The sequence below is a fragment of the Novosphingobium kunmingense genome (assembly GCF_002813245.1).
In the GTDB taxonomy this organism is placed as follows: domain Bacteria; phylum Pseudomonadota; class Alphaproteobacteria; order Sphingomonadales; family Sphingomonadaceae; genus Novosphingobium; species Novosphingobium kunmingense.
Genome location: NZ_PHUF01000002.1, coordinates 1138817 through 1163993, shown reverse-complemented (window position 1 = coordinate 1163993; position 25177 = coordinate 1138817). Strand labels below are relative to the sequence as shown.

General features: G+C 67.4%; 29 protein-coding genes. 8 read left to right on the top strand and 21 right to left on the bottom strand.

Annotated elements, in window-relative coordinates:
• Window positions 1-68 precede the first annotated feature (68 nt).
• From B0I00_RS05720 to B0I00_RS05710, 3 genes are all read right to left on the bottom strand, one after another.
• Window positions 69-833 (bottom strand): thioredoxin domain-containing protein, encoded by a 765-nt coding sequence (locus tag B0I00_RS05720; RefSeq protein ID WP_100866326.1) that lies wholly within the window; start codon window positions 831-833, stop codon window positions 69-71.
• A gap of 90 nt (window positions 834-923) precedes the next feature.
• Complete coding sequence (locus B0I00_RS05715; RefSeq protein ID WP_100866325.1) at window positions 924-1580, bottom strand: DsbA family protein; 657 nt, start codon at window positions 1578-1580, stop codon at window positions 924-926.
• 39 nt (window positions 1581-1619) lie between these two features.
• Window positions 1620-2147 (bottom strand): DUF721 domain-containing protein, encoded by a 528-nt coding sequence (locus B0I00_RS05710; protein ID WP_100866324.1) that lies wholly within the window; start codon window positions 2145-2147, stop codon window positions 1620-1622.
• A gap of 29 nt (window positions 2148-2176) precedes the next feature.
• On the opposite strand from B0I00_RS05710, the gene B0I00_RS05705 reads away from it, so the two are divergent.
• Genes B0I00_RS05705 through B0I00_RS05690 form a run of 4 tightly spaced genes read left to right on the top strand, consistent with a single transcriptional unit; the run spans window position 2177 to window position 6126 of the window.
• Complete coding sequence (locus tag B0I00_RS05705) at window positions 2177-3235, top strand: A/G-specific adenine glycosylase (RefSeq protein WP_100866323.1); 1059 nt, start codon at window positions 2177-2179, stop codon at window positions 3233-3235.
• Window positions 3228-4541, top strand: coding sequence for a serine hydrolase domain-containing protein (locus tag B0I00_RS05700; protein ID WP_232730122.1), 1314 nt, complete (start codon window positions 3228-3230; stop codon window positions 4539-4541). Before B0I00_RS05705 ends, B0I00_RS05700 begins: the two co-directional genes overlap by 8 nt.
• Window positions 4538-5434, top strand: a complete 897-nt coding sequence (nudC, locus tag B0I00_RS05695) for an NAD(+) diphosphatase (RefSeq protein WP_100866322.1) — start codon at window positions 4538-4540, stop codon at window positions 5432-5434. Before B0I00_RS05700 ends, nudC begins: the two co-directional genes overlap by 4 nt.
• Complete coding sequence (locus B0I00_RS05690) at window positions 5431-6126, top strand: DsbA family oxidoreductase (RefSeq protein ID WP_100866321.1); 696 nt, start codon at window positions 5431-5433, stop codon at window positions 6124-6126. Before nudC ends, B0I00_RS05690 begins: the two co-directional genes overlap by 4 nt.
• On the opposite strand, the gene B0I00_RS05685 is transcribed toward B0I00_RS05690, so the two are convergent.
• The 3 genes from B0I00_RS05685 to mgtE all read right to left on the bottom strand — a co-directional run bounded on the left by B0I00_RS05685 (window position 6123) and on the right by mgtE (window position 8876).
• Entirely contained in the window at window positions 6123-6914 is a 792-nt protein-coding gene (locus B0I00_RS05685; protein ID WP_100866320.1) for a sulfite exporter TauE/SafE family protein, read from the bottom strand. The genes B0I00_RS05690 and B0I00_RS05685 overlap by 4 nt on opposite strands.
• 116 nt (window positions 6915-7030) lie before the next feature.
• Window positions 7031-7444: a DUF1489 family protein gene (locus B0I00_RS05680; protein WP_100866319.1), complete on the bottom strand. Its 414-nt coding sequence runs from the start codon at window positions 7442-7444 to the stop codon at window positions 7031-7033.
• A gap of 4 nt (window positions 7445-7448) precedes the next feature.
• A complete protein-coding gene (gene mgtE / locus B0I00_RS05675; RefSeq protein ID WP_100866318.1) occupies window positions 7449-8876 on the bottom strand; it encodes a magnesium transporter in 1428 nt (475 codons plus the stop codon).
• A gap of 113 nt (window positions 8877-8989) precedes the next feature.
• On the opposite strand from mgtE, the gene B0I00_RS05670 reads away from it, so the two are divergent.
• Window positions 8990-9460 carry a peptidylprolyl isomerase gene (locus tag B0I00_RS05670; protein WP_100866317.1) on the top strand — a complete coding sequence of 157 codons (471 nt, stop codon included), beginning with the start codon at window positions 8990-8992 and terminating at the stop codon, window positions 9458-9460.
• An 87-nt stretch (window positions 9461-9547) separates the two neighbouring features.
• On the opposite strand, the gene B0I00_RS05665 is transcribed toward B0I00_RS05670, so the two are convergent.
• From B0I00_RS05665 to B0I00_RS05635, 7 genes are all read right to left on the bottom strand, one after another.
• Window positions 9548-9802, bottom strand: coding sequence for a hypothetical protein (locus B0I00_RS05665; RefSeq protein ID WP_157812475.1), 255 nt, complete (start codon window positions 9800-9802; stop codon window positions 9548-9550).
• A gap of 154 nt (window positions 9803-9956) precedes the next feature.
• Window positions 9957-10631, bottom strand: a complete 675-nt coding sequence (locus B0I00_RS05660) for a peptidylprolyl isomerase (RefSeq protein ID WP_100866315.1) — start codon at window positions 10629-10631, stop codon at window positions 9957-9959.
• A gap of 30 nt (window positions 10632-10661) precedes the next feature.
• A complete protein-coding gene (locus B0I00_RS05655; RefSeq protein ID WP_100866314.1) occupies window positions 10662-11546 on the bottom strand; it encodes a LysR substrate-binding domain-containing protein in 885 nt (294 codons plus the stop codon).
• 6 nt (window positions 11547-11552) lie between these two features.
• Window positions 11553-12458, bottom strand: coding sequence for a hemolysin family protein (locus B0I00_RS05650; RefSeq protein ID WP_100866313.1), 906 nt, complete (start codon window positions 12456-12458; stop codon window positions 11553-11555).
• A 20-nt stretch (window positions 12459-12478) separates the two neighbouring features.
• Entirely contained in the window at window positions 12479-12991 is a 513-nt protein-coding gene (ybeY, locus tag B0I00_RS05645; RefSeq protein ID WP_100866312.1) for an rRNA maturation RNase YbeY, read from the bottom strand.
• Entirely contained in the window at window positions 12988-14085 is a 1098-nt protein-coding gene (locus B0I00_RS05640; protein ID WP_100866311.1) for a calcium:proton antiporter, read from the bottom strand. The genes ybeY and B0I00_RS05640 overlap by 4 nt, the downstream gene beginning before the upstream one ends.
• Before the next feature lie 20 nt (window positions 14086-14105).
• Window positions 14106-15128, bottom strand: a complete 1023-nt coding sequence (locus B0I00_RS05635; protein ID WP_100866310.1) for a PhoH family protein — start codon at window positions 15126-15128, stop codon at window positions 14106-14108.
• A 265-nt stretch (window positions 15129-15393) separates the two neighbouring features.
• Here B0I00_RS05635 and B0I00_RS05630 point away from each other — a divergent pair, with 265 nt between their 5' ends.
• On the top strand, window positions 15394-15867 hold the full coding sequence (locus B0I00_RS05630) for an RcnB family protein (protein ID WP_100866309.1): 474 nt from the start codon (window positions 15394-15396) through the stop codon (window positions 15865-15867).
• On the opposite strand, the gene miaB is transcribed toward B0I00_RS05630, so the two are convergent.
• From miaB to B0I00_RS05590, 8 genes are all read right to left on the bottom strand, one after another.
• Complete coding sequence (gene miaB, locus B0I00_RS05625; RefSeq protein ID WP_100866308.1) at window positions 15861-17219, bottom strand: tRNA (N6-isopentenyl adenosine(37)-C2)-methylthiotransferase MiaB; 1359 nt, start codon at window positions 17217-17219, stop codon at window positions 15861-15863. The genes B0I00_RS05630 and miaB overlap by 7 nt on opposite strands.
• 41 nt (window positions 17220-17260) lie before the next feature.
• The gene (locus tag B0I00_RS05620; protein WP_232730121.1) at window positions 17261-18022 is read right to left on the bottom strand and encodes a lysophospholipid acyltransferase family protein; all 762 of its coding nucleotides are present in this window, start codon (window positions 18020-18022) and stop codon (window positions 17261-17263) included.
• An 8-nt stretch (window positions 18023-18030) separates the two neighbouring features.
• Window positions 18031-18453 (bottom strand): Fur family transcriptional regulator, encoded by a 423-nt coding sequence (locus B0I00_RS05615; protein ID WP_100866306.1) that lies wholly within the window; start codon window positions 18451-18453, stop codon window positions 18031-18033.
• 106 nt (window positions 18454-18559) lie between these two features.
• On the bottom strand, window positions 18560-19000 hold the full coding sequence (locus tag B0I00_RS05610) for a MucR family transcriptional regulator (protein ID WP_100866305.1): 441 nt from the start codon (window positions 18998-19000) through the stop codon (window positions 18560-18562).
• A gap of 170 nt (window positions 19001-19170) precedes the next feature.
• Window positions 19171-19632: a GNAT family N-acetyltransferase gene (locus B0I00_RS05605; protein WP_100866304.1), complete on the bottom strand. Its 462-nt coding sequence runs from the start codon at window positions 19630-19632 to the stop codon at window positions 19171-19173.
• Window positions 19629-20249 (bottom strand): tRNA (adenosine(37)-N6)-threonylcarbamoyltransferase complex dimerization subunit type 1 TsaB, encoded by a 621-nt coding sequence (tsaB, locus tag B0I00_RS05600; protein WP_100866303.1) that lies wholly within the window; start codon window positions 20247-20249, stop codon window positions 19629-19631. The genes B0I00_RS05605 and tsaB overlap by 4 nt, the downstream gene beginning before the upstream one ends.
• Before the next feature lie 18 nt (window positions 20250-20267).
• Window positions 20268-20861, bottom strand: a complete 594-nt coding sequence (locus B0I00_RS05595; protein ID WP_100866302.1) for a malonic semialdehyde reductase — start codon at window positions 20859-20861, stop codon at window positions 20268-20270.
• A gap of 52 nt (window positions 20862-20913) precedes the next feature.
• Window positions 20914-21486: a NifU family protein gene (locus B0I00_RS05590; protein WP_100866301.1), complete on the bottom strand. Its 573-nt coding sequence runs from the start codon at window positions 21484-21486 to the stop codon at window positions 20914-20916.
• A gap of 87 nt (window positions 21487-21573) precedes the next feature.
• On the opposite strand from B0I00_RS05590, the gene B0I00_RS05585 reads away from it, so the two are divergent.
• Together B0I00_RS05585 and B0I00_RS05580 are read left to right on the top strand one after the other, a co-directional pair.
• Window positions 21574-22077: an FKBP-type peptidyl-prolyl cis-trans isomerase gene (locus tag B0I00_RS05585; RefSeq protein WP_100866300.1), complete on the top strand. Its 504-nt coding sequence runs from the start codon at window positions 21574-21576 to the stop codon at window positions 22075-22077.
• 52 nt (window positions 22078-22129) lie between these two features.
• Entirely contained in the window at window positions 22130-25069 is a 2940-nt protein-coding gene (locus B0I00_RS05580; protein ID WP_100866299.1) for a M16 family metallopeptidase, read from the top strand.
• The last annotated feature ends 108 nt before the right edge of the window (window positions 25070-25177 follow it).

Genomic DNA, 25177 nt, shown 5'->3' with positions numbered 1-25177 from the left:
CTGGCCAAGCGCCATCCCCGCGCGCGGGCGTATCATCCACAGGATTCGGCGGGAACGGGCGCGCCCGGTCAGCGCGCGCCCATGTTTTCGAGGTACGGCTTGACCGCTTCCCAGGTGTTGATGTCGAGCTTGGAGCCGTTGACGTAGAAGGTCGGCGTGCCTTCGACCTTGTACTTGGCGGCATAGTCGGCCGAAGCCTTGACCGCGCGTTCGGCCTTGGCCGTGTCGGCCAGGCACAGCGCCGCCTGGTCGCGGGCGACGCCGCGCGCGGCGAAGAACTGGTCCATGCCGCTGACCTGGGCCATGGCGGCGAACTGCTTGTCGCGCGGCAGCTGGCCAATGGCGTTGAGCTTTTCGTCGCCAGCGGCCTGGATCGTCTCGAACATGGTCTTCTGCCAGGCCCAGAACTGGTCGGCCAGCGGCAGCACCGCCTCGGGCGCGCCGCAGGTGGTGAGCAGGTTGGCCGGCACATCGAGCGCGTTGTTCATGATGAAGCGCAGTTCGTAGCTGACCCGGCCTGAATCGACGAAGTTCGAGCGCATTTCCGCGGCCGACTTTTCCGAGAACTCGGCACAGTGCGAGCACGACAGCGCACCGTATTCGACCAGCTTGATCGGCGCGTCCGGATTGCCCATGCGATAGCCGCCTTCTTCGGTGACGGCGGTTACGTCGGACCAGACCTTGCCCGCAGGCGGGGCGACCTTGGCGATCGGCGCGCCGCTGGGCGCGGCCGTGGCACCGTTATCGGTCTTTTCGCCGCAGGCTGCGAGGCCGAGGGTCAGCGGAACGATGGCAGCGGCGATCAGCAGGCGGCGCGTCGAAGTGGTCGGCAAGGGATATTCTCCAGGGCGTGGGGCGCGCCGCGTCGGGCAGCGCCGGGCAAAAACTGGCCGTTCAATCGCCGATCACGCCCGCGCGGTCAATCACAGCGCTGCGTCGAGTTGCGGCCTGAGGGTGGTCCATTCGTGGGTGCCCGCCAGCAGCGCGCCGTTGATTGCGAAGCTGGGCGTGCCCGATACGCCGGCGTTCTGGGCATCCTGGGTCTGCTGGGCCAGCCGCTGGGCCATGGCGCCGTCGGCCAGGCAACGGTCCACCGCCGGGCGATCATAGCCGCGCGTCGCCATCATGTCGTACAGCTTGAGATCGGCGGCAATCGCGCGGTTGCGCGCGGCGAGGTCCCCCGTGGTCCAGCGGCTGCGCTGTGCTGCCGAAGCGGTCAGCAGCGGCTTCATCCAGGTGCCCTGCGCGCGCATGAACATGCCATGGTTGACGAAGAACCTGTCCTTGGGTCCGCAATTGGACAGCATGGCGACCGTCAGGTCGACCGGATCGCGCACCAGGTGCCGCACCTCGACCGAAACCTTGCCGCTGCGGACATAGGCGAGCTTCAGCGGGCCGCTCGCCTCGATTTCGAAATGGGCGCAGTGGGGGCAGGTATAGCTGACATATTCGGCCAGCTTGACCCCCGCGCCGGGATTGCCGAGCACGTGGCTTCCCGCCGGCGTGACGGCGACCGCAGCGTTCCAGTTGACCGCCGCCTTCGGCGCGGGCTTGGTCGCAGCGGCGGAAAGGGCAGCCATGCCGGCGAGGGCAACAAGCTTGAGCAAACGATGTGGCACCTATTTCCCCTCGTCAGACGGGCCCAGGTTGCGGGCCAGCGATTCCAGCACTGCGCGCAGCTCCGGATCGCCGATGTCGCGCAGGCTTTCGCCCAGCTCGAGCGGGATCGGCCGCAGCGACGGCGGCGCGGTGGGAGCTTCCCTGGCCTTGGGCGGATTAACCGGGCCTTGCCGCAGCTTGACCCGCGACACCGCCCGGTAGCCGAAGAAGCGGTTCACCCGCTCGATGATTTCCGGAATGACGTGGCTGATGATCGGGGCGTGGGCGGGCACGACCACCAGTTGCAGGATGCCGTCGCGCTTTTCGCCGGGAGCGAAACGGATCGATTCGGGCGAGCAGACCCGGGCGTGGCGTTCACCGACGATCTCGGGCCAGCGGGTCACCACGCTCGACTGGACGAATCCGAACTTGCGGAAGGCGGTGCGTCCCACCTCGGGCATCAGCTCGGCGATCGGGCGCACGCCGGAGCCGCGCCGCCGTTCGAACTGGCGGCCGGTATTCTTCGGCTTGGTGCGATCCCGTTCCATTGCGGGCCGGGCAATGCCATAGCGGCGCCATGGATGCCAGCGCCGAGACCGTCCGATCCGCACTTCTCGCCTGGTATGACGACCACGCGCGCAGGCTGCCGTGGCGCAGCCCGCCGGGATCGCCGCCGCCTGATCCTTACAGGGTGTGGCTGTCCGAAGTGATGCTGCAGCAGACGACCACCGCAGCGGTCGCACCTTACTACGCCAAATTCCTGGACCGCTGGCCGCGGATCGAGGATCTGGCGGCGGCCGAAGACGGCGATGTGATGGCGGCTTGGGCGGGGCTGGGCTACTACGCCCGGGCGCGCAACCTGCTGGCCTGCGCGCGCGCCGTGGCAGCGCGCGGCGGTGCCTTTCCCGCGACCGAGGCCGGACTGCGCGCGCTGCCGGGGCTGGGCACCTACACCGCCGCATCGGTCGCGGCGATCGCCTTTGGCGAGGCGGCGACTGTGGTCGACGCCAATGTCGAGCGCGTCGTCGCTCGGTTGTTCGCGATCGAGGAGCCGCTTCCCGCCGCTCGCAAGGCGATCCGCGCCGCGGCCGAGACACTGACGCCGGACGAGCGGCCCGGCGATTTCGCCCAGGCAATGATGGACCTTGGCGCAACGATCTGCACGGCGCGCAGCCCGCGCTGTCTGCTTTGCCCGCTTGCGGACTATTGCCGGGGCCGCACGCAGGAGCCGGAACGCTTTCCGGTCAAGCCCGCGCGGAAGGCGCGGCCCTTGCGCAGCGGACGCGCCTGGTGGGTCGAGGCGGGGGGCAAGGTGTTTCTCGTCACCCGGCCGGGCAAGGGCATGCTCGGCGGGATGCGCGCGCTGCCCGACGATGGCTGGTCGGCGCGCGGCGATGGCGACCACCTGCCCCCCCTCGACGGGCCCTGGCGTCACCTTGGCACGGTGCGCCACGGCTTTTCGCATTTCGATCTCGATTTGCAATTGATGCTGTATTCAGGTGACAATTGCTCTAGGCTTTCGCTGAACGGCGAATGGTGGCCGCTGGACCGGATCGACGACGCCGGCCTGCCCACCCTGTTCGCCAGGGCCGCGCGGTTCGCGTTGGCCGATCAGGGAGAAGACCAGGGTGCATGACGTGATCGATCAGGCCGTTTCCCGCCGCGCGTTGCTGCGCGGCGCTTCGCTGCTGGGCGCGGGTGCGGCCCTGGGCGGACTGCCGCTTGTGGCGAGGGCTGCCGAGGACGGGATCGCAGCACAGTGGCCAGCGGTGACCGCCATGCTCGACAGATATGTCTCGACCCGCAAGCTGGCCGGCATGGCCGCGGCGATCGGCTGGGGCACTGCGGCGCCGGGCTTCATCCTGCGCGGCAAGGAAGGTTTGGACGATCCCGACGCGATCGGCCCGGACAGCCTGTTCCGCATCTATTCGATGACCAAGCCGATCACCGGCATGGCGGCGATGATCCTCGTCGACGAAGGCAAGCTGACGCTCGATCAGCCGATTTCCGACCTTTTGCCCAAGTTCGCCAACATGCAGGTTCAAGTCACGCCGGACGGATCGATCACCGATCTGCGGCCGGCCAAGACGGCGATCACCGTGCGCCACCTGCTGACCCACACCGCGGGCCTTGGTTATTCGATCATCCAGAAGGGCCCGATCAAGACCGCCTACGAAAGCGCGGGCCTGGTCCCCGGCCAGGTCACCCGCCTGCCGCTGCCCGAGCTCGATCGCGGACGCCCGGTGCGCAGCCTGGCGCTGTTCGCCGACCGGCTGGCCGAGATGCCGCTCGTCTACGAACCGGGCACCAAGTGGTCCTATTCGGTCGGACTCGACCTTATGGGCCGCGTGATCGAGGTCGCCTCGGGCGCAAGCTTTGATGCCTTTCTCAAGGAGCGGATCTTCGATCCGGCCGGAATGACCTCCACCTGGTTCCAGGTCCCGGCGAGCGAGGACCACCGCCTGACCGGCAACTATTCGCCGATGATGGGCATGCTGCTGCCGATCGATCCGCCGCGCAGCTCGGTCTATCTCGACAAGCCGGCCTTTCCCTTCGGCGGGGCCGGACTGGTCAGCAGCCCGCGCGATTACGACCGCTTCCTCGACATGCTGACCGGTTATGGCGCGATCGGCGGAACGCGCGTGATGAGCGAAAAGGCGGTGCGGCTCGGCACCTCGAACCTGCTTCCGGAAACCGTCAACACGGCGGGTACCATGGTCGGCGGCGCAGGCTTCGGCGCGGGCGGCCGCGTCGGACTTGGCGCACTCGAAGGCACCTACGGCTGGGGCGGGGCGGCCGGAACGGTGGCCTTCGTCAACATGAAGGCTGGCCTGCGTGCCGCGCTCTACACCCAGTACATGCCGTCCGACGCCTATCCGGTCCATGCCGAGTTTCCGCAGGCGGTGCAGGCCGACCTCGCCAAGCGGCGCCCCGCGGCATGACCACCGGCGCGCTTGCCCGGCCCGGCATGGCCTTCCTCGGATCGCCGCTCGACCGGGCCGACGACATCCGCAACGACGCCGACCGGCTGGCCGGCCTGATGGACTGGCGCGCGCGGCTGCTGAGGCTCGACGGCCTCGCGCCGGTCTGCACGCCTGACGGCACGCTCGAATGGGGCACCCTGGCCGATGCCGCGCCCGACGCCGATCTCGTCTTTCTCGGCCTGCTCGATGGCAAGGCCTGCTTTGCCGCGGTCCCGGCCGAGGGGGCGGAAGGCCCGGCCTATGCCCAGCCGGCGATCTGGCGCGCGATGAGCGAACTGGAACCGGGCGAACTGGCGACCTACGGCGCTGCGCGCAGTCTGGTCGACTGGCACGCCCGGCATCGTTTTTGCGCCCGCTGCGGCCAGCCGACCGGCATCGCCAAGGGCGGCTGGCAGCGCGATTGCGGCGGCTGCGGGGCGCAGCACTTCCCGCGCACCGATCCGGTCACGATCATGGCCGTCGAATGCCGCGGCAAGCTGCTGCTGGGCCGCCAGCCGCGCTTTCCTCCGCGGATGTTCTCGGCGCTCGCCGGGTTCGTCGAACCGGGCGAAAGCATCGAGGAAGCCGTTGCGCGCGAAATCTTCGAGGAGGCCGGGGTCCGCGTGCGCGACGTGCGCTATATCGCCAGCCAGCCTTGGCCGTTTCCGTCGCAACTGATGATCGGCTGCTTTGCCGAGGCCGACGACGAGGCGCTGACCGTCGATTACAACGAACTGGAAGAGGCGCGCTGGTTCACCCGCGAGGAATTGGAAGCCGCGCGCCAAGCCGGTCCCGATGGCGACGGGCCGCTGGTCTTCCCGCGACCCTTCGCCATCGCCCATCACCTCGTGACCTGGTGGCTCGACAAATGACCCAGCCCGCCCGCCTGACCATCGACATCTATTCCGACGTGATGTGCCCGTGGTGCATCATCGGCTACAGCCAGTTGCAGAGGGCGCTGGGCGGGATGGCCGACGAGGTCGAGGCCGAGGTGCGTTGGCTGCCTTTCGAACTCAATCCCGACATGCCTGCCGAGGGCGAGGGGCAGGCCGAGCACATCGCCCGCAAGTATGGCCGCACGCCGCAGCAGGCCGCCGAAGGGCGCGGACAGATGAAGGCGATCGCCGAGCGCGCGGGCTATTCGCTCGATTACGCAGGCGCTGGCGATCCGCCGCAGGCACTGATGTGGAACACCTATGCCGCGCACAAGTTGCTCAAATGGGCGCTGATCGAAGCCGGGGCCGAGGCGCAGACCCGGCTCAAGCTGGCGCTGTTCGACGCGCATTTCCAGCAGCGCCGCAACGTCTCTGATCCGGCGGTCCTTGTCGATATTGCGCAGGGCGTCGGTCTTGACCCCGATGGCGCGCGGGCCGCGCTCGAGGACGAGGCGCTGGGCCGGATCGTCCGCGCCGAAGAGGCCCAGGCCTGGGATCACAATATCAGCGGGGTTCCAGCGATGATCGTCGCGGGCAAATACCTGATCCCCGGCGCGCAGGAGCCCGAGGTCTATGCCAATGCGCTGCGCCGGATCATCGCCAAGGAAGCGGCGAGGGCCGAAGCCTAGCTGGTCAGAAGCTTCCAGCCCGACACGATCAGCACCAGCGCCAGCGCCGGGCGCAGCAGCGTGTCGGGCGCTTTGCTGGCGAGCAGGCTGCCGGCGATCACGCCGGGGACCGAACCCAGCAGCAGGTTGACCAGCAGTACGCTGTCTACCCCGCCTATCACCCAGTGGCCCAGCCCCGCGACCAGCGCCAGCGGCACCGCATGGGCGATGTCCGACCCGATCAGGCGCAGCACCGGCAGGCGGCGGTAGAGCATCAGCAGCACGGTCATCCCGATCGCGCCGGCCCCGATCGAGGACAACGTCACCAGCACGCCGAGTACTGCGCCGAGGACCACCGTGGGGATCAGCGCGTGATCGGACAGGACGGGCGGGTGGTGCGTCGCGCCATAGGCCAGCAGGCGGCGCTGGAACAGGATGCCGATCGCGGTCAGGATCAGCATGACGCCCAGCACCACCATGATCACGTGGTTGGCGTCCTTGCCGACCGTGAAGAAGGTGTTGATCGCGATCAGCGTCAGGATCGCGGCGGGAAGGCTGCCGGTGGCGAGGCGGCGGACAATTTTCCAGTCGACCGTTTCCTTGACCCCGTGCACCGCGCTGCCGATCGTCTTGGTGATCGCGGCATAGAGCAGGTCCGTGCCAACCGCCGTCGCCGGGCTGACCCCGAACACCAGCACGAGGAGCGGCGTCATCAGCGAACCGCCGCCGACCCCGGTCAGTCCGACCAGGAACCCGACCAGGAGGCCGGCAATGGCGTGCGGCAGGTCAAGGGCGAAAAAACCCGTCATCGGCCTTCAGACGATCCCCCCTTTGCGCACCATGGACGGCGCCGTGCCATCCTGCGCGCGGGCGGGAAAGAGAGCAATCCCGTCGCGCGGCAAAGCAAAACTTGGGCGATGGCCGCTCAGACGAGGCCGAGCCGGGCCAGGTCGCTGGCCAGCTTGCCCGGCATCGCATCGCCCGCGCTTTCGCCGTCGCCAAGGTCGCGCGGGGCATTGTCACCCTCGAGATAGCGCCAGCCCTGGTGCGCGCGCTTGGGGCTGGGCATCAGGTCGATCAGGCGCGGTTCGATGACGATGTGGGTCTTGCCTCCTTCGGCCTCCTCGAAGCGCAGGATCGGGCTGCGCAGCACCAGCTGGTGCTTGAAGATCCAGAACAGCGAGCCGTTCTCCTCGCCGTCGGGGGTGACGATTTCGGCATGGCGCTTGGGCAGATACCGCGTGGTGAGCCGCGCTTCGGGGCCGCGCTCGGCGAACCACGACCGCATCTCCTCGATGCTTTGCGCGCCATAGGCGACCTTGGTCAGGTGCAGCGGCACGCGATCAGACCAGTCCGCTGGCCACCGCCAGCCCGAGGAAGGCGAAAAAGCCCATCGAATCGGTGATCATGGTAACGAAAACCGAGCTGGCGACCGCGGGATCCTGGTCGAACCGGTCGAACAGCACCGGGACCACAACGCCGGCCAGCCCCGCGGTCATGATATTGACCATGACGGCGGTGGCGATAACCGCGCCGAGCAGCGGGTTGGCAAAGAACAGCGCCGTGGCGATCCCGATCAGCGCCGCCACGGTCACCCCGTTGAGCATCGCGACGCGCAGTTCGCGCCACAGGATACGCCCGGTGTTGGCCCGCGTCAGCTGGTTGGTCGCCAGCGCCCGCACCGCGACCGCCATTGTCTGGGTGCCCGCGTTGCCCCCGATCGAAGCGACCATCGGCGACAGGGCGGCAAGCGCGACGAGCTTTTCGATCGCGCCGCCGAAGTGGCTGATGATCGTCGCGCCGACCAGCGCGGTCAGCAGGTTGGCGATCAGCCAGCGCACGCGGCTGGCATAGGATTCGCGGATCGGCTCGTTGATGTCGCCGTCGCCTGCGCCCGACAGCAGCAGCACGTCCTCGCCGGCTTCTTCCTGGATGATGTGGACCACGTCATCGACGGTGATCTGCCCGACCAGCCGCCCGTCGGGATCGACCACGGCGGCGGAAATGAGGGCGTACTTCTGGAACCGCAGCGCAACCTCTTCCTGATCGAGGTCGACCGGGATCAGGTTCTGGTCGCGCTTCATCACGTCGGTCAGGGCGATGCCGCGCGGGCAGCGCAGGATCCAGCTCAGCGCGCAGGTGCCGATCGGGTGGTAGCGCGCATCGACGATGAACACTTCCCAGAACTCGTTGGCCAGATCCCGGTCTTCGCGCAGATAGTCGATCAGATCGCCGACGGTCATGTGTCCGGGCACCGCGACGAAATCGCGGCTCATCAGGCGGCCGGCGGATTCCTCGGGATAGGACAGCGCGGTCTCGATCGCGGCGCGGTCTTCGGGCTCGAGGTGGGCGAGGACGGCCTGTTGATCCTCGTGATCGAGGTCCTCGAGCATCGCGACCGCGTCGTCGGTGTCCAACTGTTCGGCAATGTCGGCGACTTCGCCAGCCGGGAGCGATTCGACCAGCAGCTCGCGCACGTGGTCGTTCAGTTCGGCAAAGACCTCGCTGCCCATGAGGTCGGTGATCGCCGCGGCGAGCATCGGGCGCTCGTCCGCGCCCAGCAGCTCGAAGAGGTCGGCGACGTCGGCCGGGTGAAGCCGCTCGACCAGATCGTAGACCTGATCGGTCTCGCCCGCGTCGAGAAGGTCGCTGACCCTGCGCACGAAATCGCGGGTAAGGGTGTTTTCCTCGTCGAGACTTTCCACGGCCGGCACGGCATCGGCCGAGGTGGCGGCGTCATCCATCGTCTCGGTGCGGTCTTCGGCGCTCATCGCGTTGGGGTCTAGGCTGCTGCGGCGCAAAAGCAACCGGGCAGCGGGACATGGGCGTGACTTTGCCCGATGCGGCCCTATATCGGCTGCCAATTCAACAGGAGACATTTCCCATGGCCGACGAATACCTGACCCTGACCCTCGATACCGGCAACGGCGAAGGCGGCGACGTGAAGATCAAGCTGCGCCCGGACCTGGCCCCCGGCCACGTGGCGCGGATCAAGGAGCTGGCCGGCGAAGGGTTCTATGACGGTATCGCCTTCCACCGCGTGATCCCGGGCTTCATGGCTCAGGGCGGCTGCCCCAACGGCACCGGCATGGGCGGTTCCAGCAAGCCGGACCTGCAGGCCGAGTTCAACAACGAGCCGCACGTGCGCGGCGCCTGCTCGATGGCGCGGACCAACCAGCCGCATTCGGCCAACAGCCAGTTCTTCATCGTGTTCGACGATGCGACGTTCCTCGACCGGCAGTACACGGTCTGGGGCAATGTAATTGAAGGCATGGATCACGTCGATGCGCTGCCCAAGGGCGAGCCGCCGCGTGCGCCGGGCAAGATCGTGAAGGCGACCGTCAGCGAAGGCTGACGCGCCGGTCCGGACTGATCCGGAGTTCGATAGCAAGGAACCCGTCGGTGCCACCTGCGCCGGCGGGTTCTTTGCGTCTGATGCAGGTTATCTTCCCTTGCACTCATCCCACGGACCGAACGGCAGAGGGCCACCGCCGCTCGCGCGGACGATCATCCCGTAAGTCTGGACGATGTCGGGGGTTGGACGGGCATCGTCGTTCAGGCCGGAAAACGAGCAGATCGATGCCGCCCGATGGTTCTTGATCGGGGTGTATTCGCCCGTGCCGGTAATCTCGCCAGCGCTCGACGGTATCGCGCTAACCAGCAAGGCAAGTCCGGCAATCTTCACAGAGATATGCATCGCGGTAGTCCTTTCCCTGTTTCGAGAACGCGACCCGGATCCACATGCACCGCGGCGGCCTGCCGATGTGCTGGCGACTCGGGCGCTGTACCGATGCGGTCGGCAATCCTACCATCGATGCGGGGGGGCGCCTAACCGGCGCGGCCTGTATCCCTCAAGGGACAACGGGTGAGGCGATGCGCCGAACGGTCAGGACCTTGACCGGCGGTTCCAGCATCTGGCCCTTGAGCGGGCCTTCGCCCTTGGTCGGCGATACCGGCGAATCCCAGATCGCCTTCACAACGTCCATGCCCGACACGACATGGCCGAACGCGGCAAATCCTGCCTGGCTTTCGGCATTGGTCGATTTGGGATCGGCGTCGAGGCTGGGCAGATCGGCCAGAAGAATGGAAAAATCGGCCATGGCCGTGCCCGGGGCATAGCGCGCCATCGAGACGGCACCGGCCTTGTGCAGGATGCCGGTCTGGCTGGTCGGTTCGTGCGCAATTGGCTTGAACACCTTGAGCGGGTTCGACTGCAGGCCGGTCTGGATCAGTCCGTTCGGCTGGGTGCCCCAGTTCAGACGCATCGCGCGGTAGAAGGCCATCCCGTCGAATTTCCTGGCATCGACATAGCGCACGAAGTTCTCGACCGTGATCGGCGCCCGCTTGTGGTCGAGGTCAAGCTTGATCGTGCCCTTTTCGGTGACCATGGCGACGCGCACCGTGTCGGGCAGGGGAACCTGTTTGGGCGCGGGCTTGGCGGCGGCCTTTTTCGGGGCAGCGAGGGCAGGAGCAGCGGTCAGCGACAGGGCGGCAAGCGCGGCGGCGAGGGCGAATCGACGGTTCATGCCCGGACCGTAACCCGCCCAGGCTGAACGCTACAGTCCCGCGTTGACCAGCCAGTCGTGAAAAATGCGCACCGCGCGGACCTCGAGCGCATGCGGCCGGCAGACGAACCAGTACGAATAGGGGCTCTGCACCTCGATATCGTAGAGCTTGGCAAGTCGGGTGTCGTGACTGCGGTAGAAGTGGTCGTCGTGCATGATCGCGATGCCAAGACCATTGGCCGAGGCTTCGAGGATGAGCTGGCCGGAATCGAAGTGGTCGATCGCGGCAGGCTCGAGGTTCGGCAGGCCGACCGCCTGCTTCCACGCGGTGAAACTGTCGGGCAGTTCGTTGTGGATGAGGAAGGTCTGGCGCGACAGCGTTGCCTCGTCCGGGCGGGGACCGATTTCGGCGGCCAGTGCCTTGGAGGTGAAGGCATAGACCCGGTTGTGGTCCAGACGCACCGCATGGAACTGCGGGTCGGGCTGCTTGGACAGCACGATAGCTGCGTCCAGCGTGTCGCCGACGCGGGCCAGGAGGTGCGGGCTGGTGTCGATGTCGATGTGCAGCCGCGGATGCATCTTGCGCAGCTCGGGCAGGCGCGGGAACAGGCGCTGGGTGCCGAACAGCGGCAGGACGCCCAGGTGCAGGCGCAGCACCTTGCTGTCTTCCACCTGGCCTTCGACCGCGGCGGCGAGCTCGTCGAACTTGGGGCTGACGGCGTCGTAGAAGGACTGCCCCTCGTCGGTCAGCTTCATCGCCTGGTGCTGGCGGGTGAATAGCCGCTTGCCGATGAACTCCTCCAGCGCGGCGACCCGGCGCGACAGCGCCGACGGGCTCAGGCCAAGTTCGTCCGCCGCGGCGCGCGCCGAGCCCAGGCGCACGATACGCACGAACGCCTCGATGGCGCGGAGCGGGGGAAGGCGGCGAATTGCCAAGCGGATCTACTCTTCGGGATCTTCCACGGCGGGGAGGGGAGGGTGGAGACGCAGACGGGTAACGTGTTTTTCGTTGCCCGCAACCACTTCCAGTTTCCAGCCGCTGTCATGGCCGAGGATCGCGCCTTTCTGGGGGACCTGGCCCGCCAGAAGAAAGGCAAGTCCGCCAATGGTATCGACGTCCTCCTCGACATCGCCAAGTCGCGGATCGACCCGGTCGCCGATGTCGTCGAGTTCGGCGCGGGCATCGACTTCCCACATTCCGTTGCCCAGGTCCTTGAACAGGTCGCGAGGTGCATCGTCGTGCTCGTCCTCGATTTCGCCGACGATTTCCTCGACCAGGTCTTCGAATGTTATGATGCCGTCGGTGCCGGAATATTCGTCGATCACAACGGCAAGGTGGACGCGGCTGGCACGCATGTCGTTGAGCACGTCGAGCGCACCGCGCGCACTGGGCACGAACAGCGGCTGGCGCATCAGGCTGGTCCAGTCGCGCGGTGGCTTGCTCGCGGCGAGCAGCGGGAACACGTCCTTGATCAGCATCATGCCGACCACCTCGTCCAGCGTCTCGCCGTAGACGGGAAGCCGCGAGTGGCCATGCTCGGCAAAGGCCGCGACCACCTCGTCCCAGGTGGCGCTGGCGGGAATGGCGATGATCTCCCCGCGCGGAATTGCCACGTCGTCGGCGTCGAGCTCGCTGAAATGGAGCAGGTTGCGCACCATTTCGCGTTCGAGCGGGGTCAGGTCTCCGTCGCCGCCCTTGCCGGACTGGTGGCCGTCTTCGTGCTCGTCGATCGCCTCTTCGAGTTGGGCGCGAAGCGAAGTGTCGCCTTCGGTACCGTCGAAAAACCGCCTGATGGCGCGCCACAGCGTGCGCTTACTGTCCGGCTCCGATGAAAAACTGTCGGCCATTGGCCTGGTAAAAGTCCCTGTTACGCGTCGTGGTCGCCATATGGGTCGGCCATGCCCAGGAGCGCAAGCGCCTTTATCTCAATTTGTTCCATTGCGCGGGCATCGGCGGGCGACAGTTCGTGGTCGTGCCCGGCGAGGTGGAGCAGGCCGTGGACAATCAGATGGGCGGCGTGGTCTGCGAGGCTGAGGCCCTTTTCCTTCGCCTCGCGCGCGCAGGTTTCAAGCGCCAGGGCAATGTCGCCGAGCAGTTCGGGCGGCCCTTCGGCGGGGAGCGCGAGAAGGTCGGCACGCTCGAACATGGGAAAGGACAGCACGTTGGTCGGCTTGTCCTTGCCGCGCCATTCGCGGTTGAGGGCGTGGACTTCGGCATCGTCGGCGAACAGGACACTGGCCGAAAGTCGCGGGTTGGCGAGTTCGGGGGCGAACTGCGCCAGGGCCGTGGCGGCGCGCGTCGCCAGTTCCTCCCAGTCCGGCGGCGAGGGCCAGTCGGGCGACAGGTCGATGTCGAGTTGGAGTGCCGGTCCGTCGGTCATGGCATCAGGGTCACGACGAGGAAGGTCGCCAGCAGCACCAGGTGCAGCACGCCCTGCACGATCGTCGTGCGCCCGGTGCCGAGCGAGAGCGAGGAGACGAACAGCGTCAGCAGCAGCATGACCGTGCCCACCGGCGAAAGGCCCAGCGCCAGGTCGAGGCCGAGCATGATCGCCACGACCGCGACGGCGGGCAGGGTCAGCGCGATCGTGGCGAGCGCCGATCCCAGCGCCAGGTTGAGGCTGGTCTGAAGCTGGTTGCGCCGCGCCGCGCGCCAGGCGGCCAGCCCTTCGGGCAGCAGCACGAGCCCGGCGATGATCACGCCGACCAGGGCGCGGGGGGCGCCCGCCGCATCGACCCAGCCGGTGATCAGCGGCGACAGCGCCTTGGCCAGGAGGACCACGCCGACCAGCGCGATAAGCAGCAGGCCGCCGCTCAGCGACAGGGCCCTGGTATCGAGCGCCTTGGCATCATCGGGGTCGGGCGTTTCAGGGACCAGCACGGCGCCGTCGGGCAGGAAATATTCGCGGTGGCGCACGGTCTGGGCCAGGACGAAGGTGGCGTAGATGATCAGCGACACGACCGCGACGAAGGTCAGCTGGATATCGTTGTAGAACGGGCCCGGCGTGCTGACCGTGTAGTTGGGCAGGACCAGCGTCAGGATCGCAAGGGTCGCCAGCATGGCCAGCCCCGCGCTGACCCCGGTCTGGGTGAACTGCTGCTCGTGGTGGCGGGTGCCGCCTGCCAGAAGGCAGATACCGACAATGCCGTTGAGCACGATCATCAGCGCGGCAAAGACCGTGTCGCGGGCCAGCGCCGCCTCGCCCCCGCTGTTCGACAGCATCAGCGATATGATCAGCGAGGCTTCGATCACGGTGACCGCCACGGCCAGCACCAGCGTGCCGAACGGTTCGCCCAGGTGATGGGCGATGACCTCGGCATGGTGGACCGCAGCCAGCACTGCGGCCATCAGCACGACCGCGACAAGGGCCGCGAGCACGACGTTGGCGGGCGTGCCGACGGCTATGGCGACAAGCCCGAGCAGCGGGGCCGCGATGGTCCAGCGAGGCAGGGTTTCGGGGAGAGCGGAGGCCATGGGTTCGTCCGGCGCGGGCGTCAATCCTCGCGCGGGCCCTCATAGGCTTCGACGATCCGCCCGACGATCGGGTGGCGCACCACGTCGGCCACGCTGAAGCGCGTGATGGCAATGCCGTCGACCCCTTCCAGCCGGCCGACCGCGTCGTTGAGCCCGCTCATGCCCGGACCGCCAGGGATGTCGACCTGCTTTGGATCGCCGCAGACCACCATGCGGCTGTTCATGCCGAAGCGGGTCAGGAACATCTTCATCTGTTCGCGCGTGGTGTTCTGCGCCTCATCGAGGATGACGAAGGCATCGGCCAGGGTGCGGCCGCGCATGAAGGCGATCGGCGCGATCTCGATCTCGCCCGAGGCGATGCGGCGTTCTACCTGCTCGGGCGGCATGCAATCGTAGAGCGCGTCGTAGAGCGGCCGCAGATAGGGATCGACCTTTTCCTTCATGTCGCCGGGAAGGAAGCCGAGGCGCTCGCCCGCCTCGACCGCCGGGCGGGACAGGATGAGCCGCTGGACCGAGCCGGTGATGAGCTGCGACACGGCCTGGGCGACCGCGACATAGGTCTTGCCGGTCCCGGCCGGCCCCAGCGCGAAGATCACGTCCTTGCTGGCCAGCGCGCGCATGTATTCGATCTGGGTGGCGCTGCGCGGAACGATCGTCTTCTTGCGCGTGCGGATCATGATCGGCGGAGCGCCGTCATCGCCCGAAACGATGCCTTCGAGCGTCGGTTCGGCCGACATCAGGATGATCGATTCGACCGCACCGGGATCGAGTTCGTCGCCGCGCATCAGTCGCTGGTGCATGGTGCGCAGCACGTCGCGGGCGCGGGCCACGTTGTCTTCCGGCCCCTCGATCACCACGCGGTTGCCGCGGGCGGATATGAACACGCCAAGACGGTTCTCGATCAGCACAAGATTGGCGTCGAACTGCCCGAACAGCGCACCCAGCATGGTGGCTTCTTCGAATTCGAGTTCCGCGCGAGCCTTGGTCGGGGGGGCGGAACGGGTCGGCGCCTCGTGCCAGGCGCGGGCAGGTTTGCGAGCCATAAGGCTGTGCGAGCACTCCTTTGCATTGCGGACCGCAAGGGCACGGCCCTGATTCGAAAGATAGGGCCCATCGGCTGCCTTGCAAGCAAGCCGGACATTCGCAGCGGTGGAAAAACGGGCAGCCGGACGCACCGCAGGACATCTTGCGACACACTGTGACCAAAATGTCCGATTTCTGAACCGTGCGGTTCTGCTCGGTTCAGCCAGCTCGGCGCAAATCTGTCCCCGTCGCCACGCTCTGGCAATTGCAGATGGAGTATCGCTCATGAGGAAGATCATTCTTGCCGCCGTCGCCGCCACGGCGCTTGTCCCCACGCTTGCTTCGGCCCAGACCGCCGAACTGCGCAACGGCCGCCAGGAAATCCGCCAGGGCCAGCGCGAGGTGCGCCAGGATGTGCGCCGCAGCGACTGGCAGGAAGCGCGCGAAGACCGCCAGGAACTGCGCGAGGACAAGCGCGAATATCGCGAAGACTGGCGCGAATATCGCCAGAAGAACCAGTCCGCGTTCCGCAAGGGCACCTGGGCGGCGCCGCGCGGCTATCGCTACGCTCCGGTGCGGGTCGGGGTGAACCTCAACCCGGCGTTCTACGGCAACCGCTACTGGATCAACGATCCCTACACCTACCGCCTGCCGCGCGCCGCTGCGGGCACCCGCTACGTCCGCTACGGCAACGACGTGCTGCTGATCAACGCGCGGTCCGGCCGCGTGCTGCGGGTCTACGACCGCTTCTTCTACTGAGCGACGCGAACGCCCCGGTCGGTCAGGTCCGGCCGGGGCGACGCGCCCGCCAGCCGTCCGGCCAGCGAATTGCCGCCGGCTTCGACCAGATCAACCTCGACCAGATCGCCAATCGCGGCATCGCCGCTGAAATGCACCGATTGCAGCCATGGCGATTTGCCCAGCCACTGGCCGTCATACTTGCCGCGCCGTTCGACCAGCACCTGGCAGCGCTTGCCGACCGAGGCCCGGTTGAAAGCGAGCTGGCTGGCGTTGAGCGCGGCCTGCAGGCGCTGCAGCCGCTCGTCCATGACCCCGACCGCAACCTGGTCCGCCATCGTCGCGGCGGGAGTGCCGGGGCGGGGCGAATACTTGAAGCTGAAGCACTGGGCATAGCCGACCAGCTCGACCAGGCGCAGCGTATCTTTGAACTCGGCGTCGGTCTCGCCCGGGAAGCCGACGATGAAATCGCCCGACAGCGCGATATCGGGCCGCGCGGCGCGCACCTTGTCGAGTACGCGCAGGTAGCTGTCGGCGCTGTGGCTGCGGTTCATCGCTTTCAGCACCCGGTCGTTCCCGGCCTGGACCGGCAGGTGCAAGAAGGGCATCAGCTTGTCGATGTCGCGGTGCGCGGCAATCAGCCCTTCGGTCATGTCGTTGGGATGGCTGGTGGTATAGCGGATCCGCGCCAGAGCATCGATCGAGGCCAGTTCCTCGACCAGTTTCTCAAGTCCGTGACCGGCCTCGTCGCGCCAGGCGTTGACGTTCTGGCCAAGCAGCGTGATCTCGCGCGCACCGGCATCTACCAGCTTCTTCGCTTCTTCGATCAGATCGTTGAACGGACGCGATATTTCGGCACCTCGCGTATAAGGGACGACGCAATAGGTGCAGAACTTGTCGCAGCCTTCCTGCACCGTGAGGAAGGCGCTGGGGCCGACCTTGCGTCGCGCCGGCAGGGCATCGAACTTGGTTTCGGCCGGCATGTCGGTGTCGACCGAGCGGCGCCCTTCCACCGCCTCGGCGATCATGCCGGGCAGCCGGTGATAGGCCTGCGGTCCGACGACCATCGACACGGCGGGCGCGCGGGCCATGATTTCCTCGCCCTCGGCCTGGGCAACGCAGCCAGCCACCGCGATCAGCGGGGCGGTGCCATCCTCGCGGCGCAGGCGGCCGATATCGGAATAGACCTTCTCCGCTGCCTTTTCGCGGATGTGGCAGGTGTTGAGCACGACAAGATCGGCCTCTTCGCCCTCGGACGCGGGCTGGATGCCCTGCTGGCCAAGCAGTTCGGCCATGCGTTCGCCGTCATAGACGTTCATCTGGCAGCCGAAGCTCTTGACGCGGTAGGTCCGGGGGGGCGGGGTAGGCTTCATGGGACGCGCCCGATAGGGCAAAACGGCCCGGATTTGAAGCGCTATCGGGAAAGCGCCGCGGCCAGCGCCTCGCGCCCGCTGGCGGCGATGGTCTTTCGGCTGGCGAGCTGGTCGCCGCTGAGCGGGTGCTGGAACGCCACGGTGAGGCGAACCGGACGGCGGCGCGCCAGCACGCGCAGGAAATTGTCGAGCCCGTGCTCCTCGCCGACCCAGGCGATCCGAGCGGCTTCGGGGCCGTAGTCGAGCAGGACCGGCTGCACGGCAATGCCTTCGGGCAGGGGCTCGAAGGCCGACAGCAGCGAGCTCTTGAACGGCAGCAGGCCGGTGCCGTCGCTGGTCGTGCCTTCGGGAAAGATCGTCAGCGCGTGCATCTCGGCCAGGGCCTCGCGCACCTGCTGGACCTGCCGGGCCACGCTGGCGCGATCGTGCCTCGCGATGAACACCGTGTCGTTCATCCGGCACAGCCATTCGAGTACGGGCATCGAGGCGAGGCCATCATGCCCGACGAAGGCGCTGCCAGTCACTCTGCTGAGCGCCGGGATGTCGATCCAGCTGACGTGGTTGGCGAGAAGGAAGGTGGGGCCGACCGGGCGCGGGCCGGTGACCGTGATCCGCACGCCGGCAATGCGCGACACCGTGCCGAGGAACAGGCGCGGCCAGGGGTTGGCGATCCGCAGCAGCTTCCAGGCGTAGTAAAGCGGGATGCAGGCGGCGAGCAGGCCGGCCATGGCCGCAAGCCGCAGCGCCACCCGAGCCCAGGCCCCCAGCGAGAGCTGGCGCGGCATGGCGAGCGCGGCGACCAAGGCGGGGCCTAGCCCTCGCGGCCGAGCCGCACCCCGAACAGTTCCATGCGGTGGTCGACCAACCGGTAGCCCAGCTTTTCGGCGATCTGGCGCTGCAGCGCTTCCAGTTCGGGATCGACGAATTCGATCACCTTGCCGCTTTCGACGTCGATCAGGTGGTCGTGGTGCGCCTCGGGCGCGGCTTCGTATCGGGCGCGGCCGTCACCGAAGTCGTGCCGGTCGAGAATGCCGGCTTCCTCGAACAGGCGCACCGTGCGGTACACCGTGGCGATCGAGATCTTGGGATCGATGGCCGAGGCCCGCTCGTGGAGGGCTTCGACGTCGGGGTGGTCGGTCGATTCCGACAGCACCTTGGCGATCACGCGGCGCTGCTCGGTGATCCTGAGGCCGCGCTGGGCGCAGAGGGCTTCGATGTCGATGGCCTGGTGCAATTCAAACTCCGCGAGGGGGCAGGGCCCTCAAAAGAAACGTCCCGCAAAGCATAGAGCCGCGGGACGATTCTTCAATGGCGGGACGGGGCAATCCGTCCCGCGGCGATCACGCTGCCTTGGGCTTGCGCCCGCGCTTCTGCCCGGGCTTGCGACCCAGGCCGATCTTGACCGCGAGATCGCGGCGCTTTTCGGCATAGTTGGGGGCAACCATCGGATAGTCGGCGGGCAGGTTCCACCGCGCCCGATACTGTTCCGGCGTGAGGTTGTAGTGCGTCATCAGATGACGCTTGAGCATCTTGAGCTTCTTGCCGTCTTCAAGGCAGACGATGTAGTCGGGCTTTACCGACGAACGTACCGAGACGGCCGGTTCGGGCGCCTTTTCTTCCACCGGGGCACTTCCGCCGAGGCCGGCCAGTGCGCCGTAGACGCTGTTGATGAGCGAGGCGACTTCGTCTGCGGAGACGCTGTTGTTGCTGACATGGGCGGCGACAATGTCCGATGTCAGAGTGATTAGCATTTCGCGCGTATCGGTCTGGCTTTCTTCCATGATCCGACCCCTTCCTTTTGTTTCTACCGGTTTTTTGGTTCATAATTACCCAAAAGGTCGCAGATCTTTTGGGTCGATTAGTTGTGTAGCACTTTGCAACCGCAAGCCAAGCGGAAACGGTGGTGGGGCAATGGGCTTGAAGACTAGCCGGCTTGGCGCCGGTGCAAACGTCAACCCAAGGCGAACGTTATCGCGTCCGTGCGCGTGCCATCGGAGAAGCGATAATAGTCAATTCGCTCGCCGATCGGGACAAAGCCAAAGTCACGATAGAGTATTTCCGCCGGGTTGCCGCGGCGCATTTCAAGAAGAAGCCGTTTGGCCCCGCGTTCGCGGCTCTGGCTGGCGAATTGCTCGAGCAGCGCGCGCCCGACACCGCGGCGACGAAAACGAGGATCGACCGCGAGAAGCAGCAGCTCCTCCTCCTCATAGCCGTGGCGCGAAAGGAAGAATCCGGCCGCTTCGGCGTCTTCGCGCAAGGCATCGCCGAAGGTGTCGAGCAGGCCGTAGTGGCAGTTGCCGATCAGCAGCGCGTCCTCCACCTGGCGGCGACTCCAGGCCTCGCCGAAGGCGGGGTCGAAGGCGGCTTCCATCACCGCCATGATCCGGTCGAGGTCGTCGTTGGGCCCGATCATGCTGCTGGCGCAGGAAGGCGCGCATCGGGCGCGCGCCCGTAGAGCGGCGCCGTATCCGGCCTTAGCGCGAAGGCCGGCAGGGCGGCGAAGGCGCGGGCATCCGGCCAGATCGGCAGAGCCGTTCCGGTCCCGCGCAGCGCGACCAGCGCCTCGGCCTGGCTGCCGGCCACCACGTCGCTATCGGCCAGGGCCGCGGCTTCGGTGGGCGGCAGGGAGGCGAGAGGGGCCAGCGAGAGGCCATCGGCGGCGAAGCGTTCGACGAACCATTCGCCGTGGCCGCCTGTCGTCGCGACGGTCACCGGTCGGGGGCCGACCTCCGCGCGGGCCATGGCGGCGATCAGCGCGAGGGTGGGATAGCCGGTCAGTTCGGCGTTCCAGGCAAATGCCAGCGCCCGCGCGGCGGCCAGGCCCACCCGCACGCCGGTGAAGCTGCCCGGACCCAGCGCCACGGCGATCCGCTGCGCGCGGCCGCCGTGGGGCAGGGCGCCGATCATCGGCACCAGCGCTTCGGCATGGCCGCGTCCCAGCCGCCGGCATTCGCCGCCGACAAGGGCGGTGCCGTCCAGCACGGCGACCGAACAGGCTTCGGTCGCGCAGTCGATAACCAGAGTGCGCACGGTGGCGGTGATAGCGGGTCAGGCGATGCGGTTGAAGACCTCGAAATCGGGGCGCGGGCTGCGCTCGAAGATCGTCGAGGGATCGCCATAGCCGAGCGTCGAGATGAAGTTCGACTTGACCGCGGGCGTATCGGCAAAGAACGCCTTGTCGACCGCCTCGTTGTTGAACCCCGACATCGGGCCGGTATCGAGGCCGAGCGCGCGCGCGGCGAGGATGAAATAGGCGCCCTGGAGCGAGGAGTTGCGCATCGCGCTTACTTCGCGCAGCGGCAGGTTGCCATCGAACCAGGCCTTGGCATCGGTGTGCGGGAACAGCCAGGGCAGGTTCTCGTGGTAGTCGATGTCCATGCCAATGATCACCGTAACCGGTGCCTGACGGACCTTTTCGGCGTTGGCGGGAAGGCAGAACTGGGCAAGCTTCTCCTTCGCCTCCGCACTGGTGCACCACACCATCCGGGCCGGAAGCATGTTGGCGCTGGTCGGCCCCATCTTCATCAGATCCCAGATCGCGAAGAGCTGCTCGTTGCCGACGGGCGTGTCGAGGTATCCGTTGTAGGTCCGTGCGGTGCGGAACAACTGGTCGAGCGCGGCGTCATCGAGCGGCTGGGACATGGGCGATCCTTGTTGTGGGTATCGGGAGTGGTCTGGAGAACGTGGCCTTGCCTCAAGCGGCGCGGACCTCGATCACTTCGGGCACATAGTGCTTGAGCAGGCTTTCGATGCCGTTCTTGAGCGTCGCGGTGGACGAGGGGCAGCCCGAGCAGGCGCCCTGCATGGTGAGATAGACCACGCCTTCGCGGAACCCGCGGTAGATGATGTCGCCGCCGTCGTTGGCCACGGCCGGCCGCACGCGCGTTTCGATGAGTTCCCGGATCTGCGCGACGATATCGGCCAGTTCGGGGTCGTCGCCGAAATCCTCGTCTTCGTCCGGCACGGCAAAGCTTGCGCTGGCGGCATGGAACAGCGGCGCGCCAGTGACGAAGTGATCCAGCAGCAGGCCGATCACCTGCGGCTTGAGCGCCGACCATTCGACCCCTGGGGCCGCCGTCACCGAAATGAAGTCGCGGCCGTAGAACACGCCCGTCACGTCTCCCAGATCGAACAGCGTGGCGGCCAGCGGCGAGGCGGCGGCGTCCTCGTCGCTGCGAAACTCGCGCGTGCCCGCAGGCATCACCTCCTGCCCGGGCAGAAACTTGAGCGTGGCGGGGTTGGGCGTGGTTTCGGTTTCAATGAACATGATGTCTAGCCATGTAGGGGGCGGGCGGGGCGGGTCAAGGGTCAAGCCCGCTGGTCAGCGCCCCCGGTCCGCCCTATAGGCCCCCCCATGACCAACCGGATCGCTTCCTCCGCCCGCCTCGCCCTGTCCGCCCTGACGCTTTGCGCGCTCGCCGTTCCGGCTCAGACCACCGCCAAGCCCGTGCGCCGTCCGGCGACCGCGCCGGTGCCGCAGATCATTCCCCTGCCGCTCAAGCAGATCATTCCGGTACCGCAGCGCCTCTGCAACGCGACCACGCCCTCGGGCCTCGGTTACCGGGTGCTGCGGGCGGCGACCGGGCCCAAGCCGGTGGGCGATGCGACGGTGACGGTCCATTACATCGGCTACCTTGCCCTCGGCGGCGAAGTGTTCGACCAGGGCATGGACGCCTCGTTCCCGATGAAGGGCGTGATCCCGGGCTTTTCCGAAGGCCTGACGCTGATGAACCAGGGCGCGATCGTACGCCTCTGCATCCCGGCCAGGCTCGGCTACGGCGACAAGGGCACCGGGCCGATCCCGGCGGGCGCGGACCTGGTCTTCCAGGTCGAGCTGGTGGCGGCCAAGGCAGGCTGAACGCCCACGCTATTCACTGGCCCTTCAGGCTGGGGCTTCCTATAGCAAGGCCATGCGTCCCGCCTTCCGCACTGCGTGCTCCGCCATTTCCCTTGTCATCGCCGCGCTGCTGGTCGCCCCACCGGTTGCGGCCAAAACCGCCCAGGCCCCGGCCAAGGCTGCGGCACCAGCGGCGAAGGACGATGCCTGGCTCTATCGCGGCAGCGACGTTCCGCGCGACCGGGAATGGACCTTTGGCGAACTGCCCAACGGGCTGCGCTATGCGGTGCGGCGCAACGGCGTGCCGCCGGGGCAGGTTTCGATCCGCGTGCGCATCGACGCCGGCGCGCTCTATGAAAACGACAACGAGAAGGGCTATGCGCACCTCCTCGAACACATGGTCTTCCGCCAGTCAAAGTACCTTGGTGACGGCGAGGCGATCCCCGCCTTCCAGCGGCTTGGCGCAACCTTCGGCAGCGATACCAACGCGACGACCGGGCCGGTCTCGACCACCTTCAAGCTCGACCTGCCGGGCGCGACGCCGCAGTCGCTGACCGAAAGCTTCCGCCTGCTCTCGGGCATGATGATCGCGCCCACGCTGAGCGAGGCCAACGTGCGCACCGACGTGCCGATCGTGCTCGCCGAAAAACGCGACAACGCCGGGCCTGGCGAACGCATCGCCGAAACGACCCAGCAAACCCTGTTTGCCGGGCAGCGGCTGGCCGAGCGGCCGGTCATCGGCACCACCGAGACGCTGACCGCGGCGCACCAGGCTTCGGTCCGCGCGTTCCACGCGCGCTGGTATCGTCCGGAAAACGCGGTGATCATCGTCGCCGGCGATGCGGATCCGGCGCAGATGGCGGGGCTGATCAAGACCTGGTTCGGGTCGTGGAAGGGCACGGGCAAGGCCACCCCGGCCCCGTCGTTCGGCGATCCGGTCGCGCCGTCGGGCGGAGCAGGCGGGATCGGCGAGACCAGGGTCATCGTCGAAGCCGATGTGCCGCGCAACCTGACCTATGCGGTGCTGCGGCCCTGGCGCAAGGTCGATGACACCATCGCCTATAACCAGGGGATCATGATCGATTCGCTGGCGCAGGCGATCATCAACCGCCGGCTCGAGGCGCGCGCGCGGGGCGGCGGATCCTACCTCACCGCACAGGTCCAGCAGGACAAGATCAGCCGGAGCGCCAACGCCACCTTCGTGACGGTCACGCCGCTGGCCGAGGACTGGAAGACCGCGCTCGCCGACGTGCGCGGCGTCCTGGCCGATGCCATGGCCAGCGCGCCGTCCCAGGAAGAGATCGACCGCGAGGTCGCGGAAATGAACGTCGCCTTCGAAAGCAGCATGGAACAGAGCCGGCTCCAGCCCGGATCGCGCCTTGCCGACGATATCGTCGCGGCGCTCGACATCCGCGAAACGGTCGCCTCGCCCGAGACCGTGCTGTCGATCTTCAACTCGTCCAAGCCGCTGTTCACCCCGGCCGCCGTGCTTCAGCACACCCGCGACCTGTTCAAGGGCGTCGTCACGCGCGGGGTCTATGTGACCCCCCGGTCGGGCGAGGCCGACAGCGCCGCGTTCCGCAGCGCGCTGGCCGCACCGGTCAAGGCCGACGGCAAGGCGCGGCTCGACACCAAGCCGATTTCCTTTGCCGGGCTTCCGGCGATCGGGGCGCCGGGCAAGGTGGTGGTCGCGGCGCCGACCGTGGTTCCGGAAATCGAGCAGGTCGAACTGTCGAACGGGATCAAGGCGCTGCTGTTCCCGACCGGGAACGAGCCGGGCCGCCTGTCGGTCAAGGTCCGCTTCGGCGCCGGCTACCGCGCCTTCCAGCCGGGCGATGCGGCCTATATCCAGCTGGGCGAGATGGCGCTGGTCGGATCAGGCGTCGGCACGCTGGGGCAGGAGGAGCTCGACCGGATCTCGACCGGGCGCAAGATGGGCTTCGATTTCGACATCGACGACACCAACTTCAAGTTCCAGGCCGATACCCGCAACGCCGACCTTGCCGACCAGCTTTATCTGTTCGCTGCCAAGTTCGCGATGCCCAAGTGGGACGCCAATCCCGTGCTGCGCGCCAAGGCGGCGTCCAAGCTGCAGTACGAAAGCATGGCGACTTCGCCGCAAGGGGTGGTCCAGCGCGATCTCGCCTTCCTGCAGCACGGCCGCGATCCGCGCTTCCGCACGCCGACTCCGCAGGAAATGGACGCGGCGACGCCGGCGGGCTTCCGCCAGGTGTGGGAGCCGATCTTGCGAGACGGCCCGATCGAGGTGCAGCTTTTCGGCGATTTCGATCGTGACGCGGCGATTGCCGCGCTCGAACGGACCTTTGGCGCCTTGCCGCGCCGGCCGGACCTGCCGCGTGCCGTGGCGACCGCGACCTTCCCCGAAACCCGGCCTTCGGACCAGCCGATCGTGCTCGAACACCGGGGCGATGCCAGCCAGGCGGCGGCTGTGGTGCAGTGGCCGACCGCCGGCGGCATGGTGCAACTCCAGGAAGGCCGCCAGCTCGAGATCCTTTCGCAGCTGTTCTCCAACCGCCTGCTCGACCGGCTGCGCGAGAAGCTGGGCGAAGCCTATTCGCCGCAGGTCTACAACTCGTGGCCGCGCGATCGCGACACCGGGGGGGCGATCATCGCGCTGGCCCAGCTCCAGCCCAAGGCCGTGCCGATCTTCTTCGCCACCGCCGACGAGATCGCGCACGAACTGGTCGCCGCGCCGCCCAGCGCCGACGAACTGGCCCGCGTGACCGAGCCGCTCAAGCAGCAACTGGCGCGCGCCGCGACGGCGAGCGCCTTCTTCATGGGCCAGCTCGAGGGGGCGACGGACGATCCGCGCCGGTTCTCCGCGCTTGGGACGCTGCTGCCCGACATGACCCGGACGACGCCGGCGGCGATGCAGGCGCTGGCAGCGAAGTACCTGACGCGCGGCAATTCGTGGCGGGTGGCGGTGATCCCGGCGGGGCAATCGCTGGCCACCCAGGTGCCCGCGGGAGTCGCCGCGGGAGTGCGCCGCTGACCGTCGCGCGGTCGTTGCAACGGTAACAAAATTGCGCGATCATCGCGATCGACTTTTCATGTTTTGCAATCGCCGTGCGCGCGGGCTATGGCGCGCGGCCAACTTGAT

Coding starts and splice junctions, on each gene's coding strand:
- B0I00_RS05715 (WP_100866325.1), bottom strand. CDS start 1,580: ATGGCTGCCCTTTCCGCCGCTGCGACCAAGCCCGCGCCGAAGGCGGCG.
- B0I00_RS05710 (WP_100866324.1), bottom strand. CDS start 2,147: ATGGAACGGGATCGCACCAAGCCGAAGAATACCGGCCGCCAGTTCGAA.
- B0I00_RS05705 (WP_100866323.1), top strand. CDS start 2,177: ATGGATGCCAGCGCCGAGACCGTCCGATCCGCACTTCTCGCCTGGTAT.
- nudC (WP_100866322.1), top strand. CDS start 4,538: ATGACCACCGGCGCGCTTGCCCGGCCCGGCATGGCCTTCCTCGGATCG.
- B0I00_RS05690 (WP_100866321.1), top strand. CDS start 5,431: ATGACCCAGCCCGCCCGCCTGACCATCGACATCTATTCCGACGTGATG.
- B0I00_RS05685 (WP_100866320.1), bottom strand. CDS start 6,914: ATGACGGGTTTTTTCGCCCTTGACCTGCCGCACGCCATTGCCGGCCTC.
- mgtE (WP_100866318.1), bottom strand. CDS start 8,876: ATGAGCGCCGAAGACCGCACCGAGACGATGGATGACGCCGCCACCTCG.
- B0I00_RS05670 (WP_100866317.1), top strand. CDS start 8,990: ATGGCCGACGAATACCTGACCCTGACCCTCGATACCGGCAACGGCGAA.
- B0I00_RS05665 (WP_157812475.1), bottom strand. CDS start 9,802: ATGCATATCTCTGTGAAGATTGCCGGACTTGCCTTGCTGGTTAGCGCG.
- B0I00_RS05660 (WP_100866315.1), bottom strand. CDS start 10,631: ATGAACCGTCGATTCGCCCTCGCCGCCGCGCTTGCCGCCCTGTCGCTG.
- B0I00_RS05650 (WP_100866313.1), bottom strand. CDS start 12,458: ATGGCCGACAGTTTTTCATCGGAGCCGGACAGTAAGCGCACGCTGTGG.
- ybeY (WP_100866312.1), bottom strand. CDS start 12,991: ATGACCGACGGACCGGCACTCCAACTCGACATCGACCTGTCGCCCGAC.
- B0I00_RS05640 (WP_100866311.1), bottom strand. CDS start 14,085: ATGGCCTCCGCTCTCCCCGAAACCCTGCCTCGCTGGACCATCGCGGCC.
- B0I00_RS05635 (WP_100866310.1), bottom strand. CDS start 15,128: ATGGCTCGCAAACCTGCCCGCGCCTGGCACGAGGCGCCGACCCGTTCC.
- B0I00_RS05630 (WP_100866309.1), top strand. CDS start 15,394: ATGAGGAAGATCATTCTTGCCGCCGTCGCCGCCACGGCGCTTGTCCCC.
- miaB (WP_100866308.1), bottom strand. CDS start 17,219: ATGAAGCCTACCCCGCCCCCCCGGACCTACCGCGTCAAGAGCTTCGGC.
- B0I00_RS05610 (WP_100866305.1), bottom strand. CDS start 19,000: ATGGAAGAAAGCCAGACCGATACGCGCGAAATGCTAATCACTCTGACA.
- B0I00_RS05605 (WP_100866304.1), bottom strand. CDS start 19,632: ATGATCGGGCCCAACGACGACCTCGACCGGATCATGGCGGTGATGGAA.
- B0I00_RS05595 (WP_100866302.1), bottom strand. CDS start 20,861: ATGTCCCAGCCGCTCGATGACGCCGCGCTCGACCAGTTGTTCCGCACC.
- B0I00_RS05590 (WP_100866301.1), bottom strand. CDS start 21,486: ATGTTCATTGAAACCGAAACCACGCCCAACCCCGCCACGCTCAAGTTT.
- B0I00_RS05585 (WP_100866300.1), top strand. CDS start 21,574: ATGACCAACCGGATCGCTTCCTCCGCCCGCCTCGCCCTGTCCGCCCTG.
- B0I00_RS05580 (WP_100866299.1), top strand. CDS start 22,130: ATGCGTCCCGCCTTCCGCACTGCGTGCTCCGCCATTTCCCTTGTCATC.